This window comes from Prevotella sp. oral taxon 306 str. F0472 (genome assembly GCF_000257925.1).
GTDB classification, from domain to species: domain Bacteria; phylum Bacteroidota; class Bacteroidia; order Bacteroidales; family Bacteroidaceae; genus Prevotella; species Prevotella vespertina.
The window spans coordinates 155828-175726 of sequence record NZ_AJIN01000058.1; the positions used below are offsets into that span (position 1 = coordinate 155828).

Genomic DNA, 19899 nt, shown 5'->3' on the forward strand with positions numbered 1-19899 from the left:
GCATTGGCTGGATGTCGTGTGATAAATAAATGTTTAAATGATTATTACATCCTAGAAAATAGTCCTCTTTGTACCCTTGATCACATGTCAACTTTTTATAACATTAATAGTTCTCTCGCTTTTTTTACACGTGCAAAGTTACAAAAAGATATGCTTATATTAAATATATCTATTGTATTAATACAAATGCTTCAAGGGGTATAATAACTGATTATTAAGTACTTAGCAATTTATAAAAACCAGATTTTATAAGTATAACATAATGTTATTAGACCTATTACCAAGTGTTTTTTAGCTAAAATCAAATACTTTTATGAATGTGATATTAAACTCTCTTCACAGGTTAAACACAATATTTCTAAGAAAAACAATTGACAAGTAAGGCTTATAGAAAAGGCTTATAAGAACGCTTCTAGTGGTATTTACAATAATGAAAGAGCATATTTAAAATGGCTAAAGAATATCGTTTCTATCTCTAAAGATACTCTTTTAAACAAGAAAATAGTCTAAAAGTTACTTTAAAACAAACTAATCTTCTAATAAAATTAGACTATTTTTTATAACGTATGAGCGTTTACACGATGATTACGGATGGTTTACACTATAAGAAAGGGGCGTGTTTCATTCGACTAAGAGCCATTAAATTAATCGATGAAAAGGGATAAAAAGAATATCACCACAACTCTTTTACATATAACAAGAGCTGTGGCGATTATCTGAATTATCAAATGTTAGATACGATCAAAGCCTCATCACCTGTTCATCAAACTTATCAGGACATAATGATTTAAGGCGCACACGCGAGCGATAAGCATAGACAGTAGCCTTGGAACAACGCAGGAACGAACAGATCAACTCGTTTTCCTTCACACCAAGACGTATGAGTGCAAAGATACGCAAGTCGGTTGATAGACGTCTTGATTGCTTCGGTATGATTTGTTCATCAGGCTTTAGTAAGGTATTAAAGTCTTCTACAAAGTTTGGGAAAAGCCCAAGGAACGTTTCATCAAAGTTAGCATAGAAGGACTCTAACTCTCGATCGACAAACTCTTGCGACTTGAGTGTTTCCATCAGTTCAGCACGTTTACCAGCAGAGAAAAGTCGATAGATATGCTTGCGATAAGTGTCGAGTTTATCAATATACATTGAACATTGGTTAAGGAATCGAGTGATGTATTCGTCCTTAATATGGTTCGATTCCTTGAGTTGCTCATTGGTTGTTGAGAGGAGCTTACGTGTTTCTTTCAACTCTTTGAGGCGACGATTAATATAGAATATCATCACAATGAGGAATACAGACAACAGACTGATAAGTATCAATCCTATTGTTAACCAAAGTGTTCGAGAGGCGCTCTCACGCTCGTGCGACTTCTGAATAACAGGCCAAACATCAGCCATTGCGATTGTACGTTGACGTGCATTGCAGAAGACGGCATCGTCCAAAGCTCGCCCCATATAGGCGTAGGCGCGCTTGTTATCGCCCTCTTCAAAGAGAATGGTAGCCAATTCCTGTAACGCAAGATACTCCTTAACGGAGTTGTGAATATCGGAGATTGCGGCTGCAATGAGGAACTTCTTTTGTTCATCAACCTCCTTCTGGCGTCTGTATATCTCTGCTAATGAGTAGGCAACAAAGCCCATCTGCCTGTCATAAGGCTTTAACTTAGCATAAGCCTCAAGTAGAATCTGCTTCGCCTGTTCGTCTTGATGATGGTTAACAAACTTCTCTGCACGTGACCAAATATCCACTCTTGTACCATGATCAACGATAGAATCGTTGCAAACTTCAGCTAGTTGGGTGTATTGTTTGCGTTGCCATGGAGTTAAGGCAGCATCGGCAAGGTTGTCATAGAGCGTCTTCCGTGTTGAAAAATAGTAAAAGGAAAGACTCGGCACAAGCTCATCTCGTTGAATAGATTCGACTAAGTCGCTTGCATCCTTGAGCTGTCCACCTTTTATAAATAGGTAGGCAAGATTGAGTTTAGCGTCCCCTATATCTCTTTTATTGTTCATCTGCTTAGCCAGTTGTAGCTTCTTTTCAGCGTAGACAATGGCTGAGTCGACGGAATAAGAGATGTATAAGTTGAAGAGTTTATCGGTCAATTCGTATCTTTTCTGCTTTGTTTTGGCAGCATGAAATTGCTTTTTGACCTTCTCAATATTATGTTCAAACTGCTTATCATACTGTCCCGAAGCAGCAAGAACCTTATCAAGGTCATCTAGTGTAGGCGCATACAACTGTGCTTTCATAAGCGAGGTAACACATAAGAATGCACCTAAGATAAAGATTCTTCTCATTCTCATCACGATTAATTTGGGCTTAAAATCTCTCATTAATATATATACGTAGCATTCGAGTATTTAGTATGTTTGGGTTAAAAAAGTTTGCTTTTTTATGAGAATTAGTCTATCAGAAAGGGGAGAAAAAGGCAAGTCGCAACACTTATGTCAGCATGAAGTCAGTTCCAAGAAAACTGCATAAGTCATGCGACTTGCTATTATTTAATTACACATCAATGTGTATTCACCCTCCTTAAAGAGCCTTGATACTGATGGCAAAACCACCTCCGCGAGCCTCTTGTAACTTAAGAACATCACCCTTCTTAACGTTACGCTTTGTGATAGTATATGCCTTTGGATTCTTCTCATAATCGGCATCCTTAGCATCAGCATAGATGGTTGCTTCATATTTGCGACCCTTGTCTAGGAAGTCTAACTTGATGTTGCTAGTATGAGCAGCAAGTCCCGTCTTACCTCCGATGAACCAGTTATTGGTGCCTTTAGCCTTTCTTGCAACTGTAATATAGCGTGCTGGTTCTGCCTCAAGATAACGACTATCGTCCCAGTCAACGGCTACATCCTTAATAAACTGGAATGCATCGTTGTACTTCTGATAGTTCTCAGGAAGGTCGGCAGCCATCTGCAATGGGCTATACATGGTTAGGTAAAGAGCGAGCTGACCAACGAGTGTGGTGTGAACCCAGCTCTTGTTGCTGCACCAAGTAGACAGTTGAGTCTCTAAGATACCAGGAGTGTAATCCATAGGACCGCCTTGTAAGCGTGTGAAAGGCAATATAACAGTGTGGTTAGGGTCGCTTCCTCCGAACGCTTCGTACTCTGTTCCACGTGCAGACTCATTGCCCACCATGTTTGGATAAGTACGACAAAGACCTGTAGGGCGCGTTGCCTCATGTGCATTCACCATGATATGATGCTTTGCCGCCTCCTTAATTACGTGCATGTAGTGGTTGTTCATTGACTGAGAATAGTGATGGTCACCACGTGGAATGATGTCTCCGACATATCCAGTCTTTACTGCATCATAACCGTACTTATTCATTAGGTTGAATGCATCCTCTAGGTGTCTCTCATAGTTAAGAGCACTTGAAGAGGTCTCATGGTGCATCATCAGCTTCACACCCTTCGAATGGGCGTACTCGTTAAGAGCCTTGATATCAAAGTCTGGATAGGGAGTTACGAAATCAAACACATCTTGTTTCCAGTGTCCGAACCAGTCTTCCCAACCGATGTTCCAGCCTTCTACCAACACTTGGTCCAATCCGTTCGCTGCAGCAAAGTCTATATACTTCTTCACGTTGGCTGTGTTTGCAGGGTGATGACCATTTGGTTTGGCATGAGCATAGTCTGTTTGACCGAGCTTAACAGAGTTGAAATCATCGGTGTAAGCCCATGACTTACCACCAGCTATCATTTCCCACCATACACCGCAGTACTTAGTTGGATGAATCCAAGAGGTATCTTCAATCTTACATGGTTCATTGAGATTGAGAATCAAGTTGCTTGCTAACATATCACGAGCATCATCGCTCACCATGACCGTACGCCAAGGTGTTGTGCAAGGTGTCTGCATGAAGCCTTTCAAACCAGTTGCATCTGGAGTCAACCAAGACTCAAACACCATGTTCTTATCATCCAAGTTAAGGTGCATCGTAGCATAGTTCTCACATGCAGCCTCATGTATATTAATGTAGAGACCATCGTTTGACTTCATCTGTAAAGAGGTCTGAACACCCGTTTCAGAGAACACTCCTACAGAAGAGTTACTCCAATTCACAGCATCATGAAAACGTGAGCGTATCTCAGAGAGCTTGCTCTCCTGCGTCTCTTGCTCTTGTGTGTCATAGTCACCAGGGAGCCACCATGCAGTGTGATCACCAGCCATTGCGAACTGCGTGTGTTCCTCTTTTATAATGAAGTAATTTAGTTCTTTCTGTTCTGGGAACTCATAACGCAAGCCCATTCCATCGTCATAAACGCGGAAACGAATGATGATGTCACGCTTACTACTCGGTTGGTTAAGGTCTACCTCAAGCTCGTTATAATGGTTACGAATCGTTGAAGTCTCTCCCCAAACAGGTTTCCATGTCTCATCAAAGGTGGTTGTCTTTGTGTTAGTTGTCTGAAAACCATCCATCAAACTAGTCTCATCCATCCCCTTACTAGCGTGCTTGTCCTTTGCTAGTTCTAGACCAAGATGAGACGGTTTAACGACTTCCTTACCTTTGTAAGTCATCTCATAAGTTGGCACACCATTTCCTGTAAGTGAGAACTTAACAGCAATCTTACCATTAGGAGACGTAACCGTCTGCGCAGAAGCAAGGTTTGCCATACCCATCAAAAGCCCCATAAGGGCAATATTGAATCTCTTCATTGTTTTGTTAAAAGTATTAATTGGATTTTTATTTTTAATTATCTTTACTTGCAAAGATAGCTAAAAAAGTGAATAAAAGGTTCTTTGAGTAGTTGATAAGTAGACAACTTTGAGAAGTATTATCGTTTAAGACATTAGCAATCAATCCTTTGCATTAACATAATAATTATATTAAGTAGATATCTCTTAATTGATGGTAAAGTATTATCTTTGCAGTCAGAAGAGATTAAAAGATGCGCAAATTACTTTTATACATATCCTTACTAGCATTGCCAACAGGTCTCTTTGCTGACAATGACACACAACATTTACAAGAGCAGTTAGACCTTCTCTTGAGTCATCAAACAGCTCATATTAAAAGGAAAAATGAGACTATTAACCGAATAAAAAAAGGACTTCTCACAGAAGAAAAGACCTTAAAACGATTGCAGACATACGACTTGCTTTATCAAGAGTACTATGTTTTCCAATTTGATTCAGCAATGACTTACCTCGACAAAGGCATTGACTTAGCAAAGGAAACAGCGAATACATATTATTATAACAGCAATGTCATTCATAAAGCGGAGCTTCTTTCTATCGGCGGATTATACAATGAGGCTATAGAAACAATAAGTTTAGTGGATACAACAGCGCTGGATAGAACACAAAAGTTCGATTTTTACCTCTCTCTCTTCCGTATTCATACTTATTGGGCAGACTTCTGTAATGACCATACATACACTCCTGCGCATAGAGAAAAAGCTAAGCAGGCATTGATTAAAGCAATGGATTATAGCGATGAAACCGCAAAAACTTACGAATACTACTATGGGGAATATTGCGTGTTTGTACTTAATGACCCCAAGAAAGCACGTTCTCATTATCTAAAAGCAGCTAGCCTCTTACCCACTGACTCACGATTTTATGCTATGGCATGCTTTGCCTTGTCAGGAAGCTACGCCAATGAAGGGCGAACGGATCAGCAAGAAAGGTATCTTCTATTGTCCAGTATTGCTGATGCAGAGAACTGTACGATGGAGAATTACGCCTTACAAACGCTTGCCATGTACATCTTTGAGCATGATAAAAACCGAATTGATCGAGCACAGGAGTATATTCAGAAGTCACTTGAAGATGCTCGTTTCTATAACAACCGACTACGTATTATAGAGATATCTAATAAGTTACCAGTCATTGTCAACAGCTATCAACAGACATTAAACACGCGTAATCGGGTGCAGATGATTGCTATCATAGCCATCTCATTGCTCCTAATTTTCCTACTCGTAGCCATCACGTATATTGTAAAACAGACCAAACGACTGCGTTTACAACAGCGAGAATTACAAAAGAACAATGATCGTTTGTCGGAACTTAACACTCGACAGAAAGGCTTAAACACACAGTTACATAAGCTAAATGCCCTATTAATAGACACAAATCGCAAACGAGAAGGATTGGCAAAGCTATATATTGACCTTTGTGCAAAGTACATTACAAGACTAAAACAGCAACAGACGCTGGTAAAAAGGAAGATAAAAGCAAACCAAACAAGCGAACTCTTGAGTCAACTCTCATCTGGTCGACTGTCCGAAGAGGATGCTTCTACATTCCTCTCACGCTTTGACAAGGCGTTTCTAGACCTCTATCCAACATTCACAAAGGAGCTAAACGCATTACTAAAAGCGGATTGTCAGATAAAAAACACCCATTCCAACGAGCTAACAACAGACCAACGTATCATGGCTCTCATACGCCTTGGCGTGAAAGAGAGTGCCGAGATAGCTGATTTACTGTTCTATTCTCCACAGACAATATACAACTATCGCTCTGCACTTAAAGCCAAAGCCATCGATAAAACGAACTTTGAAGCAGAAGTATCAAAACTTTGTAGCGTCATTGGAAACGACTAATTAGAAACAACAAACAGGTTAACAACATTATTAATATTCACTTTAAAACAAAAAGTATGACAACAAAAGGTATTAAAACGATGGTTAGTTTGCTCGTTGCAGCTACCCTCATGAGTTCTTGTGTAGGTTCATTTGCCTTGTTCAACAAGCTTGCGCAGTGGAATAAACACGCCACTAAGTCTAAGTTCATCAATGAGATTATCTTCTTAGTAATATCTCCTGCATACGCATTCTGCGGTGCTGCGGATACGTTAGTACTCAACTCTATTGAGTTCTGGACCGGTGATAACCCTGTTGCCAATCGTGTTGGTAAGGTTCGAAACATCAAGGGTGACGATGGCTTAATGTACGCTGTTAAGTACTTGGAGAATGGTTATGAGATCACAAAACCCGATGGTCAGGTCTATTACTTCACGTACAATAAGCAAGAGAACACGTGGTATATGAATGCAGAAGGCAAAGAACAAAAGGTGATCCAGTTTAATGGTAATGGTTCTGTTAAGGCTTTCTTGAATAATGGCTTGACTGTTGATGTAACGCCAGATGCATCTGGTTTGTTAGAAGTTCAGCAGGCTCAAGCTGGTACAACATACTTCATGGCAAGACGATAAGTCGATTGTCTCGGTTGTATCAACATACACTATCATAGTATTCATTAGCCACTTTCCCCTCAAGGGATGGCTAGATGGTTTTTCAAGAGAGGCTCTCTTGATACTAAAGAAAGGCTCTTCTCCATGCAAGGAAACGCCCTTGTTAAATGGAGAAGACGCCTTTCTCTCTTTTTATATACGCATAGAACGGGGAATTAAAACCGACGATCTATCTTACAACAAACTTCTTTCCACCACGGATATAGATACCCGGTGCGAGCTGCGCATCCTTTGGCATACGCGCTCCTTGTAGGTTATAAACGTTTTTATCATCACTCTTTACAACATTAAGAGTTGATATTCCTGCTGTTGCATCATATACATATAACATTGGAGAAAGGTTCCCAGAGCTTGCTGGTTTATATGCTCCAAACGACTTATATTGCGTTGAGTACTGTACGACGTGACCATCAGAACTTGTGATAACAAATGTTCCGTCGGCATTTGGAGTGACTGTCCATATAGTTGCCTTATCGGTTGAGTTGACTACATTAAAGTTCTTATGCGTACCATCCTGATAGAAGTAACGACCACTAGCATCCTTGATATAGTAACCTCCCGCAGCCTGTTCCAATGTAAAGAATAGGTTTTCATCGGAAGTAAAGACAACCTCTTTCTTAGTTGTTACTACTGATCCATTTAGATAACCATAGCCCTTTTTGCCCTGAACGGTCTGACCGGCAAAGAGGTTCTCACCTACCTTCACAACAAGAAGGAACTGTGTTTTAACAGTAGGAACTGCCGTAGCTTTCACAAAAGTCTTAGCATCTTTTGCGAGGAGGTCATCGTTGTTTATCACTCACACCTTCGCACATAAGAGTAAGAGATGATTGTTATTTGCATCGGTAGTAGCGAAGAGATAATCAGTTCCTCCTTCTTTTATCTTGAGTTTCTTACGCAAGTCTGCAACGCTCATAGGGAAGTTGCGCACGGCAAGATTAGCTTTCTTGATAGCTGATAAGGTGCGACGTAACTCCTTCTTATTAAATGATGAGACGGCTACAAGACGAAAACTGCGACCAGGGAAGTGCCCTATAAGACTATTGGAGACAAATAAATGAGAATTTGCACTTAGTGCAGAAACCTCATAACGACGACTGATTAGGGCAAAACAACCTGCTTTCATCAGTGAAGCATTAGGCTCATAGAGATATTGACCAGCTGTTGGTGGGGTTGAAAGAATGCTCGGTAAGATGCCTGCTGTCTCTTCTTCATAATAGGAAACGACCTCATTATCATTCATGCAAACGATGCGGAGTTTAGGTATTGAGGCTGCTGTAGTGTCTGACTGGGGCTCTTCTTTCTGCAAAACAATCAATAACTCCTTACATTCATTGCGCACAGAGAGGATATGAACCTCACGTACAACGTTGCTAATAACGTTTAGTTCGTTTACAGCTCGGTGCCAATCAAGCATTGGCGAGAGCTTCAGAACAATGGTGTCTGCCTTCTCTAGGAGTTCCTTCTCTAGTGTCAACACGTCAGGAGAACAGTCTTCTATCAGTACAGTCTTACCTCCTTGCTCATTACGACGTGCTGGATCGAGGAAGATAACATTGGCAGGTTGCATTTGATGGAGGTATTCCGTGCCATCCGTGTTGACCACTTCTACGTGACTCAAACCTAACACCTTAAAGTTATGTTGTGCCACTTTGCATAGCTGTTCTTGCTGTTCTACGTAGGTGGCATGGGTGAAGTTGCGTGCAATAAACGAGAAGTCGACACCGAAACCACCCGTGAGATCAACAAAGCGAGTGGGTGAAGAAGTTGCATGAGAGCCACTCAGTTCCTCTAATAAGTTAGCTTTATACAATGCAGTCTGCTCGCTTGAGCACTGCTCCATAGATAGATGTGGCGGATAGATAATATCCTCTTGTGCAGCCCATGAGGGCAACTTGGTGTGCGCCTTCAGCCATCCTGTGAGCTGATTAAGCAAGAAGGGCATATCAATGTCAGGATAGTTATGCGCTTGAAGAGCTAAGAGTCTCACGCCAGTACCATCTCCAAGTGGAGAGGGAAGTGGTATGTTGTGTTTATCGAGGGCTTCTCGCACGTATTTAGGCAGTGGAAACTCTCCTTGTTGTAGCGTATTCCTTTGCTGTTTTACCATCTCTTTTTGTTCTTACTTATACACCTTTCCCTTTCCATCTAACAATAGCCAATGATACTATCTACTCCCCTCTCCATTCGGAGAGGGGGCGGGGGTGAGGCTTGTTGGGGCTTTTGTTGAGGCTTCTCTACCTAACCACTCTCAAGTTACTCTTCGCCCATTCCCTCGTACAAAGGTTGAAGTGCCACCATTCTGTGCGCAGTGGCATGAAGCCAGCAGCGGTCATAACCTCTCGAAGTAATCGTCGGTTGGCAAGTGCCTCACGTGAGATAACGCCCCGAGCAAGTAATCCCTGTTCCTTATCTATATGACTTGCAGCCCCCATGTAATCAACTTTCGCCCCCATAGGGATTGTGTCTATGTGGCAACGCACGGCTCCCGCACGCCATGTGGCATCGTTCCATGAAGCCTTACAAATACTGATATCCACTGCCATTCCATAGTTGTGCATACCGCCACCATGCGCTGGGTTAGACACATAGAAGTATTTGGATGTGTTCTTCACGGCATCCCACATCGTCTGCTGAACGCTCATTGGACGTGTAGCATCAAATATACACAGACTCAAGTCAGGTCTGCGACGCTTCAATTCGGCTTGTGCTTTACGCAGAGCCTCTGCACAACGAGGGAGGACATAAGCATCACGAAGGTCGTGATAGAGCTGTCGGTTACAGAAGTTATCGGTGCGTGCATACATTAAAGCGACCTTTATTGAGGGTACAACGTGCTTAATATTCACCAACCCTTGCCTCTCCATCGATTGACCAGCAGCCAAGCGACGATCCGTAGCAGGCTTCTGTGCATATATAGAAGTGGTGGAAAGGAATAGTGCTAGTAGTGCGTAATAGATTTGCTTCATTCTGTTCTTTTCTTTTATAAACCATTGATAAGAATAAAAACAAGGGCAGGTTCTATGCTTTCTTACAACCATGATTGATTGAAGGAATACATAGAACTTGCCCTGTTGTTATTTCTATCACTGTGGAAATAGCGTTTATATCTTATTTCAAAGCAGCTTTCTTTTGTTTTACATAGTCACCGAATACACGGTCGAGTTCAGCTCTTTGCTCAGAGTCGAGTGTATCATTGGCTTGAATAAGTCCATGATAATAACTCTTGATTGCCTTCGATAACTTTGCTTTATCAGCTGAGTTCTTATCAAAGATGTTATCCAAATCGTGATAGAGAGCGGGCTTCATTGTGTTAAGGAAAGCGAGTTTCCCTGTCATTGGAGCCGTATTACGGGTGCTGTCGTTGGTCTGCTCGTTAGGAGAAGTGACCTTTACGCTATCTTCGGGAGCTGTCTCCTCATCCGACTTAAAGACAGATGAGACATCTATCTTGCCCATTTGATTGAGCAAAGCACCACCATAATTATATGTCAGAATGCCCAGAACAATCACAAGCACCGCAATCACAGCTACCATAACGGTGCCTTTACCTATCGTAGGCATGGTGAATGACGACCCTTCATGATTGAGATCGGTTAGGAACTCATCGATGTTTGCATAACGATCACTGCGCTTGAAGGCACAACAACGCTTAATCACATCACTATAAGCAAGCGTTAGCCCCATCACTTTCATTATCGTTCCGAGCGAATAGATATCAGCTGTTCCGTCGGCAGTCATCGTTTCGTCTTTCAGTTCTGGCGCCATGAAGCGTGTTGTATCAGCGGTTGCTTTAACGTCATCAAGCGACAAAACACTGAAATCAATCAACTTCACGTAATTGCCTTGAGCGGTGATAAGAATATTAGAAGGCTTGAGGTTGCGATGAGCGATACCCTGGTTATGCACATAACGGAGCGCATCTGCTATCTGATTTACAATAACTATCTTCTCATCGTCAGTGTGTTGTTCTTTAAGATAAGCCTGTAGTGTGCGACCTTCAATAAACTCTTCTTCAATACAAAGCCCATAGCCGTCAACCTCCACAAGTCCTTGATAACGCACAATACCCGTGTGGTTCAATCGTTGACATTGTTTGAACTCACGCTTCAAGGCATTTCTTAGTAGGGTTCGCTTGCTATTCTCTTCCTTTAAACCTTTGAGGATGACGGTCTGCTCGCCCTTACGACATTTCACAATTAGGCTATATCCGTGTGAAGGAATAACCTCGTAATCTGTGTAACTAGCTTTCAAAGGAGCCTCAGCTGTCAATGAAGACTGGTTGGATGTATTGTTCTTATCTGTCATGAATATCTATCGCACTTAAATAACTTAATATGTATCTCTGTGCGCAAAATTAGCAAAAAAAAATGATATAGGGCATAGTTACAGGCTTTTAAGCATAAATAGATGTTAAGCTGGTAAGCATCAGTAGCAATATTGGACATCATCAGACAGAACCCAACGGCTTATTTTGTATCCAATCATTACCAGCTCTTCTCATTAGCAAGATATACTCTGATGTGCCTTTTGCGATACTAGATGAAATACTTACCTTTGCGCTACAATTAGGTAGCAAATAATTAACAGAATTATAATTAAGCAATGGAAAAGAAAGTAATCATCCTCACTGGAGCAAGTAGTGGTATAGGTTATCAGACGGCAGAGATGCTTGCGAAGCAAGGTCATATTGTATATGGTGCAGCACGAAGAGTTGAGAAGATGGATGCACTAAAGCAGTTCGGTGTGAAGACATTGCAGATGGATGTAACCATAGAAGAGAGTGTTAATAAAGCTGTTGATACTGTTATCGCAGCTGAAGGACGCATTGACGTATTGGTCAACAATGCTGGCTATGGCTCGTTTGGTGCCATTGAGGATGTTAGTATAGCGGAGGCACGCAAGCAATTCGACGTTAATATCTTTGGTGTTGCTATGTTAACGAAGAAGGTATTACCCCACATGCGCAAGCAACATAGCGGTACTATCATCAACATCAGTTCGATGGGCGGGCGTCTGACTATCTATTTCGGTGCATGGTATCATGCGACTAAGTATGCCCTTGAAGCATTCAGTGACGCTTTGAGAATGGAGACAAAAGGATTCGGAATCAACGTTGCTATCATCGAACCTGGTGGTATCAAGACGCCTTGGGGCTTCATTGCTGCCGACCACTTAGAGGAGAGCTCAAAGGGGGGAGCATACGAGGAACAGGCAAAGAAGGTGGCTGAAGGTCTGCGGAAGCTGTATAGTGGCAACATGATGAGCAGCCCAGAAGTAATTGCAAAGGCTATCAGTCGTGCCACAAATGCACGTCGTCCGAAGGCACGTTATCTCATTGGTTTTGGTGCGAAACCCCTCGTCTTCCTGCATACAATATTACCAACTCGCTGGTTCGATTTCATTATGATGCACGCAAGTTAAGCAGGAGTAAAGGTCATCATAAATACTATATAAACCACATTATGGGCTTATCTCACCCAGTATCATCCTTATGATACTTGAGTATCATACGTGTGATACTCGATTATCATATACGTGATAATCGATTATCACATACGTGACAATTGATTATACAATGCGTGACAATTCATTGTACAATAACGTTACAATTCATTGTACACTAACGTTACAACTCATTGTACAGCGCATTACAACTCATTGACAATGCGTCATCTGATGGTTTCAGTGCTGTTTCAATCCTATTATATAACGAAAGAGGATATGTCCAGGAAGCCCCGACATATCCTCTTAATTATGTTTGCGTTAGTGATTTACTAACGATTACTTCGAATTAATCAGCAAACTTTGCCTTGATGAATTCACGATTCAAACGAGCGATGTTAGCAATCTTCTCGTTCTTAGGACATACTGCCTCGCAAGCACGAGTGTTGGTACAGTTACCGAAACCAACCTCATCCATCTTAGCTACCATAGCCTTTGCACGCTTTGCAGCCTCAGGCTTACCCTGTGGCAAGAGAGCCAACTGACTCACCTTAGATGATACGAAGAGCATAGCAGAACCATTCTTACAAGCTGCAACACAAGCACCACAACCGATACATGTTGCGCAGTCCATAGCCTCATCAGCATTGTCCTTAGAGATAAGAATAGCGTTTGCATCCTGTGCCTGACCAGTGCGGATGGTTGTGTAACCACCAGCCTGAATAATCTTATCGAATGCTGTGCGGTCTACCATACAGTCCTTGATAACAGGGAAACCAGCCGAACGCCATGGCTCAACAGTGATTACATCACCATCGTTGAAACGGCGCATGTAGAGCTGACAAGTTGTTGCACCACGCTCTGTCTTACCATGTGGAGTACCATTAATATATAGTGAGCACATACCGCAGATACCCTCGCGGCAGTCGTGATCAAAGACGAATGGTTCATCACCAGCCTCTATCAACTCCTCGTTAAGGATGTCGAGCATCTCAAGGAAAGAGGTGTCATCTGGGATATTCTTCATCTCATGTGTATCGAAATGACCCTGATCTTGTGGGCCGTTCTGCTTCCAATACTTAATTGTGAATGATATATTCTTTGCCATTTTAGTTCTTGTAATTACGTGTTTGTACCTTGATTGCCTCATACTCGAGAGGTTCCTTGATGAGTTCTGGGGTCTTGGTGTCATCGCCCTGATACTCCCAACAGCCAACATAGAAGAAGTTTTCGTCGTCACGCTTAGCCTCACCTTCCTCAGTCTGGTGCTCCTCACGGAAGTGACCACCACAACTCTCCTCACGATGCAATGCATCATAAGCTACGAGCTCACCCATGAGGATGAAGTCACGGAGGTGAATTGCCTTATCAAGCTCAACGTTCAAGCCTTCCTTCTTACCAGGAATAAAGAGGTTAGAGTTGAACTCTTCGCGGAGAGCCTTCAACTGCTTGAGACCTTCCTCGAGTCCTTCTTTGGTACGACCCATACCTACATACTCCCACATAATATGACCCAACTCCTTGTGGATAGAGTCAACTGAACGCTTACCATGGATATTCATCAAGCGATCAATCTCTGCATTGACAGCCTTCTCAGCCTCTTCAAACTCAGGACGATCGGTTGGAACCTTTGCCCAGAGTGCCTGATCAGCAAGATAGTTCTGAATAGTATATGGCAATACAAAGTAACCATCAGCAAGACCCTGCATCAAAGCAGAAGCACCAAGGCGGTTAGCTCCGTGGTCAGAGAAGTTACACTCACCAATAGAGAATAGACCAGGAACGGTTGTCATCAGCTCATAGTCAACCCAAATACCACCCATTGTGTAGTGGATAGCAGGGAAGATCATCATTGGATTGTAGTACTTCACGCCGTTAATCTCATTTGCTAACTCACCTGGGTTGACGTCTGTAATCTCCTCATACATATCGAAGAGGTTACCATAACGCTGAAGAATTGTATCAATACCGAGGCGGTTGATAGACTCAGAGAAGTCCAAGAACACAGCCAAACCAGTGTTGTTTACACCGAAACCCTTATCGCAACGCTCCTTAGCAGCACGTGATGCAACGTCACGAGGTACGAGGTTACCGAAGGCAGGGTAGCGACGCTCCAAGTAGTAGTCGCGGTCTTCTTCTGGAATATCAGAGCCCTTCTTTGTACCAGCCTGCAATGCCTTAGCATCTTCGAGCTTCTTAGGAACCCAGATACGACCATCATTACGCAGAGACTCTGACATCAATGTCAACTTAGACTGCTTGTTGCCATGTACAGGAATACAGGTTGGGTGAATCTGAACGTAAGATGGGTTAGCCATGTAAGCACCCTTACGATAGCACTGAACAGCGGCTGTACAGTTACAACCCATAGCGTTGGTTGAAAGGAAGTAAGTGTTACCATAGCCACCAGTTGCTATAACAACTGCGTTTGCAGTGAAGCGCTCTAGCTTACCAGTTACGAGGTTCTTAGCAATGATACCACGTGCATGACCATCAACGATAACGACGTCTTCCATCTCATAACGTGTATAGAGCTTTACCTTACCAGCCTGAATCTGTGCGCTTAATGATGAGTATGCACCAAGCAACAACTGCTGACCTGTCTGTCCCTTAGCATAGAAGGTACGGCTTACCTGAGCACCACCAAAGGAACGGTTAGCCAACATACCACCATACTCACGAGCGAATGGCACGCCCTGAGCAACGCACTGGTCGATGATGTCGTTAGACACTTCTGCCAAACGATAAACGTTAGCTTCACGTGCACGATAGTCACCACCTTTCACTGTATCATAGAACAAACGGTAAACAGAGTCACCATCGTTCTGATAGTTCTTAGCAGCATTGATACCACCTTGTGCAGCGATTGAGTGTGCACGACGAGGTGAGTCTTGGATGCAGAAGTTATATACGTTGAAGCCCATCTCACCTAGAGAAGCAGCAGCACTGGCACCAGCCAAACCGGTACCAACAACAATAACATCCAGTTTCAGTTTATTCTTTGGGTTAACCAAACGCTGATGTGCCTTGTAGTTAGTCCACTTCTCGGCTACAGGACCTGCTGGTATTTTGGAATCTAATATCTTTGTCATGATTGTTTTGAATTTAGTTTTCAATTTAGATACTTAACTATGCAAGGCTAGGTGCACATCCGAAAGCGAATGCGAGTACTACAATAAGGAAGCACAACATCAATAATGTCACATAGACAAGACCGATTGCCTTCCAGCGATTGAACCATACTTTACCATTGACACCTACTGTTTGCATAGCACTCCAGAAGCCGTGTGAGAGGTGGAACCACAATGCGCAAATCCAGATAACATACAATACAACGTAGATAGGATTGGCAAATGTGTCCTGAATGAACGCAAAGCCATCAGCTGGGTGATGTGCTACTGTCATGCCAACAAGCTCTGCAAACATCATGTTATACCAGAAGTTGAACAAGTGAAGAGCAATTCCAAGCAAGATGATGATACCCAATACGAGCATGTTCTGGCTTGCCCACTCCACCTTTGCAGGCTTTTCTGTGACTGCATAACGGTTGTCGCCACGTGCACGGCGGTTCTGTGCTGTAAGGATGAATGCGTAAACAATGTGACAAACAGCCAACGCGCCAAGACCTACTGTTGCAACAACTGCATACCAGTTAGCACCTAATAGCTCACAAATCATATTGTAGGCACTACCTGAGAAGAGCGCTACAAGATTCATACAGCAGTGGAACGTCATGAATAGAATAAGGGCTATACCCGTCACGGACATAATCACCTTTCTACCAATAGATGAATTGATTAACCACATAAATGTTTTGATTTTAAATATTTAAACTGTTAGAATTATTACTTCTAATGGTTATTAGGCAGAAAGATAATAATTAACTCCCACCTCAATGCTATCTTTCACCCTCAGAGATACCAAAAAGTTGGTATGCTACTGGGGCTATTTTGCTGCAAAAGTACTATATTTTAATGATTTAACAAAGCTATTTCATCAAAATATATAGTATTTAGACTTAAAATAAGGAAACGCTATCTATCCTAATAAATGAGGATAGATTAAAAACGAGAAAAAGCTCTTCTCAGAGCTAACTTTTCGCTGTTTTTATTCCTTTCAACCATTCCTTCTTTCCGACAAAATACTTTGATTATTTTATAACAACCATCTGCTATCTAAGAGATGAACCTTAGCTATCTCCTTAACAACAACACCCTATCTTGCAAAGAAGCCTTCTTTAATACGGAAAATAAACTAAAAACTAAGAATTAAGAGACTAAAAACCAACTAAATTTAGATTATTTTTCCTACCAAGCATTCGTAACCTCTTATTGAACAGGGTGCTTTTAGCCTTTTAACAAGTGCTCTTCTCCTATTTTGGAGGCTCACTCGTCCCCTCTTTCCGTTGCATACTTTGCTTGATGGAATCGTTCCTCTGATCCAATAGCGTTTGTCTATAAGCCTTTAAAATAGGGTCTTCATGGTCTTCAACTCCATCCATCTTCTTGAAAATCTTACGTAGTTGCTCCACGTGCTGTTTGTCTCTTCGGTATCTCCTATCGAGCATTAAACCTATATCAAACTCGCTTCTCTTACACTTCGGACGCTTTTCTAAGATGTCACGTTTCGGCATTTTCTCCAGCAAGGCACGCCCATCTGTAGTTTGCCGACCCGTCACGATAACCTCATCCAAGTAATGTTCTGCAGGATAAAGAAAGACGGTATCACGCAGAATCTCGGCTCTAAACAATTTCTCGGGGACATACCCTTTCTTGCTAAAAGAGGCTGTTTGGAACGTATCGGGTAGATTGATTAGTCCTTGCCAAGTGGTCATTCCGAGGTTACGACCATCCACTTTAACCAGCACATCACGTATGGGAAAGTGTGTAGCACCATCACAAACCAATGTCTTCTGGGCATGTGCTACCATTAAAGATACCCACAATAACCACAGCAATAAAACCATGATACGAATATTATCATAGCTCTTTTCCATGTGAGACACCTGTATCGCTGAGTATAACCTAGCCATAGCTGTTATTCGTTAATAGTCTGTTTACATGTGAGAAGTATCTCATCTTCTCTGCTGCAAATCTATATAAAAGTTTCCATTTGTGCTTTCCTTTGTTGATAATTTTTGGTTAATTACAAAGGGTACTAACATTATTTAAAGTAAAGATAAGCGTTTTTGGTTATGTTATAAATCCTATCTTACAAATAAAAAGACTCGTTTGTCTGCAAGTCCCAATCGGTTTCAGACAAACGAGTCATGTATTATTTCGACCAATAAAGTACGTTCTTTATCGTGCTCTCATTGCGTTGAGAACAGCCAGAACCATTACACCAACATCTGCAAAGACGGCTAATCCCATACTTGCAAAGCCACAGGTGGCAAGGAGCAAGACCGCCACTTTAATGCTAATAGCAAACCATGCGTTCTCTTTCGCTATGAAGATGGTGCGGCGGGAGAGCCTGATTGCAAGTGAGATTTTCGATGGTTTGTCATCCATGAGGATAACATCTGCAGCTTCAATAGCGGCATCGCTGCCCAAAGCACCCATCGCTATCCCCACGTCGGCACGTGCTAGTACAGGTGCATCATTGATTCCGTCACCCACAAAAGCAAGTGTTCCGTTCTCGTTCTTATCGCTCAACAGCTGTTCAACACGTGCTACCTTATCAGCTGGGAGCAGCTCGGCATGATAATCCGTTACGCCTGTTTCTGCGGCTACTTGGCGTGCGGCATCTTCCTTATCACCTGTTAGCATGATGGTACGAGTCACGCCTAAAGTCTTTAAAGAGCTGATTGCCTCACGTGCGTCAGCCTTCAGTTTATCAGAGATAAGGATATGCCCAGCATAAACACCATTGATGGCAACATGCACGATAGTACCTACATGATTCTTACAACGGCTACATACGGGGATTGAGAGTCCTAATGTTTTCATCATTTTGTCGTTACCAACGCTGACAACTCGCCCATTGACCGTTGCAGAAACGCCTTGCCCAGCCGTTTCATGTACATCTTCTATACTGCAATTATCAGCCTCATGGGGGTAAGCCTGTCGTAAGGCGATGGCAATGGGATGGTTTGAATAACGTTCTACATGCGCTGCCAAATGTAGTAACTCCTGTTCCGAACAGTTGTCTGGATGCACTGCCTCCACCTCAAAAGTGCCGTATGTCAATGTTCCAGTCTTATCAAATACGATGGTCTGAAGCCTTGCCAAGGCATCCATATAGTTGCCTCCTTTGATAAGGATACCCTTATGTGAGGCGCCACCGATACCTGCAAAGAAGGTTAATGGGATGGAAATCACCAGTGCGCAAGGGCAACTAACAACCAAGAAGGTTAATGCTCTGTATAGCCAAGTAGCAAAGGCTGGAGCGTAACTATCGTAGAAGAAAGGTGGAATAAGTGCCAGTGCAAGGGCTGAAATGACCACGATTGGCGTATAGACACGGGCAAAACGGCGGATAAACGACTCACTTCTCGACTTGTTATTACCTGCGTCTTCCACCAACTGGATAATCTTTGCAGCTGTAGACTGGCTGTAAGACTTGTCGACACGGAGCCTCAGAACGCCCGATAGATTGACACATCCAGAGATAACAGCGTCTCCTTCTTGCACATCTCGTGGTAGACTCTCACCCGTAAGGGCTACTGTATTAAGACTGGAAGCACCTTCTAGGATCGTACCATCAAGTGGTATTTTCTCTCCAGGCTTAACGATTACGATGTCACCAACGCTTACCTCTTCTGGACTAACCGCCTCAATGCGCCCGTTCCGTTCGATGTTTGCAGTGTCAGGACGTATGTCCATCAACTCAGTTATCGAATCTCTAGCCTTGTCCTCGGCGTAGTCTTCAAACAACTCACCCAACTGGAAGAAGAGCATAACAAACACTGCTTCAACGAACTGAGGCTCTGCTCCTGGCAAGAAACCAATGAGTAAGGCTCCTATCGTTGCTAATGCCATCAGGAAATCTTCGTCAAATGGATCCAAATCCATGATTCCTTCCACTGCTTCTGACAATACATCGTAACCAATGAGGAGGTAAGGAATGAGATAAACAAGCAGTACCTGCCACATAGCAAGTCCTGCATAATGCTCCACGAGCCACGCTCCTGCAAGCAGGATAGCGGTGAGAATGATGCGTAATAACTTCTTATTCATAGCTAAAAATATGTTACTTGATTAATATTCTGCCGCAAAGTTAAGCATAAACTTTCGCA

14 protein-coding genes are annotated in these 19899 nt (G+C 42.5%); 3 read left to right on the plus strand and 11 right to left on the minus strand.

Translation table 11 applies throughout. From position 1 onward, the window contains the following. Window positions 1-741: 741 nt before the first annotated feature. Together HMPREF9969_RS08990 and HMPREF9969_RS08995 are read right to left on the minus strand one after the other, a co-directional pair. Window positions 742-2298 carry a DUF6377 domain-containing protein gene (locus HMPREF9969_RS08990; protein ID WP_036895601.1) on the minus strand — a complete coding sequence of 519 codons (1557 nt, stop codon included), beginning with the start codon at window positions 2296-2298 and terminating at the stop codon, window positions 742-744. A gap of 235 nt (window positions 2299-2533) precedes the next feature. After that, window positions 2534-4672 (minus strand): glycoside hydrolase family 97 protein, encoded by a 2139-nt coding sequence (locus HMPREF9969_RS08995; RefSeq protein WP_009435507.1) that lies wholly within the window; start codon window positions 4670-4672, stop codon window positions 2534-2536. Window positions 4673-4905: 233 nt separating this feature from the next. Here HMPREF9969_RS08995 and HMPREF9969_RS09000 point away from each other — a divergent pair, with 233 nt between their 5' ends. Both HMPREF9969_RS09000 and HMPREF9969_RS09005 read left to right on the plus strand, forming a co-directional pair. Continuing rightward, window positions 4906-6567 (plus strand): DUF6377 domain-containing protein, encoded by a 1662-nt coding sequence (locus tag HMPREF9969_RS09000; protein ID WP_009435553.1) that lies wholly within the window; start codon window positions 4906-4908, stop codon window positions 6565-6567. Between the two features lie 56 nt (window positions 6568-6623). Next, window positions 6624-7178, plus strand: a complete 555-nt coding sequence (locus HMPREF9969_RS09005) for a DUF3332 domain-containing protein (RefSeq protein WP_009435403.1) — start codon at window positions 6624-6626, stop codon at window positions 7176-7178. A gap of 208 nt (window positions 7179-7386) precedes the next feature. On the opposite strand, the gene HMPREF9969_RS09010 is transcribed toward HMPREF9969_RS09005, so the two are convergent. The 4 genes from HMPREF9969_RS09010 to HMPREF9969_RS09025 form a co-directional block, all read right to left on the minus strand. Next, window positions 7387-8016, minus strand: coding sequence for a hypothetical protein (locus HMPREF9969_RS09010; protein ID WP_009435526.1), 630 nt, complete (start codon window positions 8014-8016; stop codon window positions 7387-7389). Further along, the gene (locus tag HMPREF9969_RS09015) at window positions 8017-9327 is read right to left on the minus strand and encodes a class I SAM-dependent methyltransferase (protein ID WP_009435411.1); all 1311 of its coding nucleotides are present in this window, start codon (window positions 9325-9327) and stop codon (window positions 8017-8019) included. Between the two features lie 127 nt (window positions 9328-9454). Next, entirely contained in the window at window positions 9455-10186 is a 732-nt protein-coding gene (locus HMPREF9969_RS09020; RefSeq protein WP_009435532.1) for a M15 family metallopeptidase, read from the minus strand. 142 nt (window positions 10187-10328) lie between these two features. Then, window positions 10329-11525, minus strand: a complete 1197-nt coding sequence (locus HMPREF9969_RS09025) for a serine/threonine-protein kinase (protein ID WP_009435441.1) — start codon at window positions 11523-11525, stop codon at window positions 10329-10331. 297 nt (window positions 11526-11822) lie between these two features. On the opposite strand from HMPREF9969_RS09025, the gene HMPREF9969_RS09030 reads away from it, so the two are divergent. Next, window positions 11823-12641: an oxidoreductase gene (locus HMPREF9969_RS09030; protein WP_009435554.1), complete on the plus strand. Its 819-nt coding sequence runs from the start codon at window positions 11823-11825 to the stop codon at window positions 12639-12641. Window positions 12642-13011: 370 nt separating this feature from the next. Here the strand turns inward: HMPREF9969_RS09030 and HMPREF9969_RS09035 are convergent, their stop codons facing one another. The 5 genes from HMPREF9969_RS09035 to HMPREF9969_RS09055 all read right to left on the minus strand — a co-directional run bounded on the left by HMPREF9969_RS09035 (window position 13012) and on the right by HMPREF9969_RS09055 (window position 19840). Beyond that, window positions 13012-13770 carry a succinate dehydrogenase/fumarate reductase iron-sulfur subunit gene (locus HMPREF9969_RS09035; RefSeq protein WP_009435456.1) on the minus strand — a complete coding sequence of 253 codons (759 nt, stop codon included), beginning with the start codon at window positions 13768-13770 and terminating at the stop codon, window positions 13012-13014. A 1-nt stretch (window position 13771) separates the two neighbouring features. Then, window positions 13772-15754, minus strand: coding sequence for a fumarate reductase/succinate dehydrogenase flavoprotein subunit (locus HMPREF9969_RS09040; protein ID WP_009435555.1), 1983 nt, complete (start codon window positions 15752-15754; stop codon window positions 13772-13774). A 37-nt stretch (window positions 15755-15791) separates the two neighbouring features. Continuing rightward, complete coding sequence (locus HMPREF9969_RS09045; RefSeq protein ID WP_009435440.1) at window positions 15792-16469, minus strand: succinate dehydrogenase/fumarate reductase cytochrome b subunit; 678 nt, start codon at window positions 16467-16469, stop codon at window positions 15792-15794. Between the two features lie 565 nt (window positions 16470-17034). Then, window positions 17035-17694 (minus strand): hypothetical protein, encoded by a 660-nt coding sequence (locus tag HMPREF9969_RS09050; protein WP_198005087.1) that lies wholly within the window; start codon window positions 17692-17694, stop codon window positions 17035-17037. Between the two features lie 268 nt (window positions 17695-17962). After that, on the minus strand, window positions 17963-19840 hold the full coding sequence (locus HMPREF9969_RS09055) for a heavy metal translocating P-type ATPase (protein ID WP_009435509.1): 1878 nt from the start codon (window positions 19838-19840) through the stop codon (window positions 17963-17965). Window positions 19841-19899 lie beyond the last annotated feature (59 nt).

Excerpts from the sequence above, each read along its gene's own strand:
- HMPREF9969_RS09045 (WP_009435440.1), bottom strand. The coding sequence starts at position 16,469 with ATGTGGTTAATCAATTCATCTATTGGTAGAAAGGTGATTATGTCCGTG.
- HMPREF9969_RS09050 (WP_198005087.1), bottom strand. The coding sequence starts at position 17,694 with ATGGCTAGGTTATACTCAGCGATACAGGTGTCTCACATGGAAAAGAGC.
- HMPREF9969_RS08995 (WP_009435507.1), bottom strand. The coding sequence starts at position 4,672 with ATGAAGAGATTCAATATTGCCCTTATGGGGCTTTTGATGGGTATGGCA.
- HMPREF9969_RS09055 (WP_009435509.1), bottom strand. The coding sequence starts at position 19,840 with ATGAATAAGAAGTTATTACGCATCATTCTCACCGCTATCCTGCTTGCA.
- HMPREF9969_RS09015 (WP_009435411.1), bottom strand. The coding sequence starts at position 9,327 with ATGGTAAAACAGCAAAGGAATACGCTACAACAAGGAGAGTTTCCACTG.
- HMPREF9969_RS09000 (WP_009435553.1), top strand. The coding sequence starts at position 4,906 with ATGCGCAAATTACTTTTATACATATCCTTACTAGCATTGCCAACAGGT.
- HMPREF9969_RS09035 (WP_009435456.1), bottom strand. The coding sequence starts at position 13,770 with ATGGCAAAGAATATATCATTCACAATTAAGTATTGGAAGCAGAACGGC.
- HMPREF9969_RS09005 (WP_009435403.1), top strand. The coding sequence starts at position 6,624 with ATGACAACAAAAGGTATTAAAACGATGGTTAGTTTGCTCGTTGCAGCT.
- HMPREF9969_RS09030 (WP_009435554.1), top strand. The coding sequence starts at position 11,823 with ATGGAAAAGAAAGTAATCATCCTCACTGGAGCAAGTAGTGGTATAGGT.
- HMPREF9969_RS09040 (WP_009435555.1), bottom strand. The coding sequence starts at position 15,754 with ATGACAAAGATATTAGATTCCAAAATACCAGCAGGTCCTGTAGCCGAG.
- HMPREF9969_RS09020 (WP_009435532.1), bottom strand. The coding sequence starts at position 10,186 with ATGAAGCAAATCTATTACGCACTACTAGCACTATTCCTTTCCACCACT.
- HMPREF9969_RS09025 (WP_009435441.1), bottom strand. The coding sequence starts at position 11,525 with ATGACAGATAAGAACAATACATCCAACCAGTCTTCATTGACAGCTGAG.
- HMPREF9969_RS08990 (WP_036895601.1), bottom strand. The coding sequence starts at position 2,298 with ATGAGAAGAATCTTTATCTTAGGTGCATTCTTATGTGTTACCTCGCTT.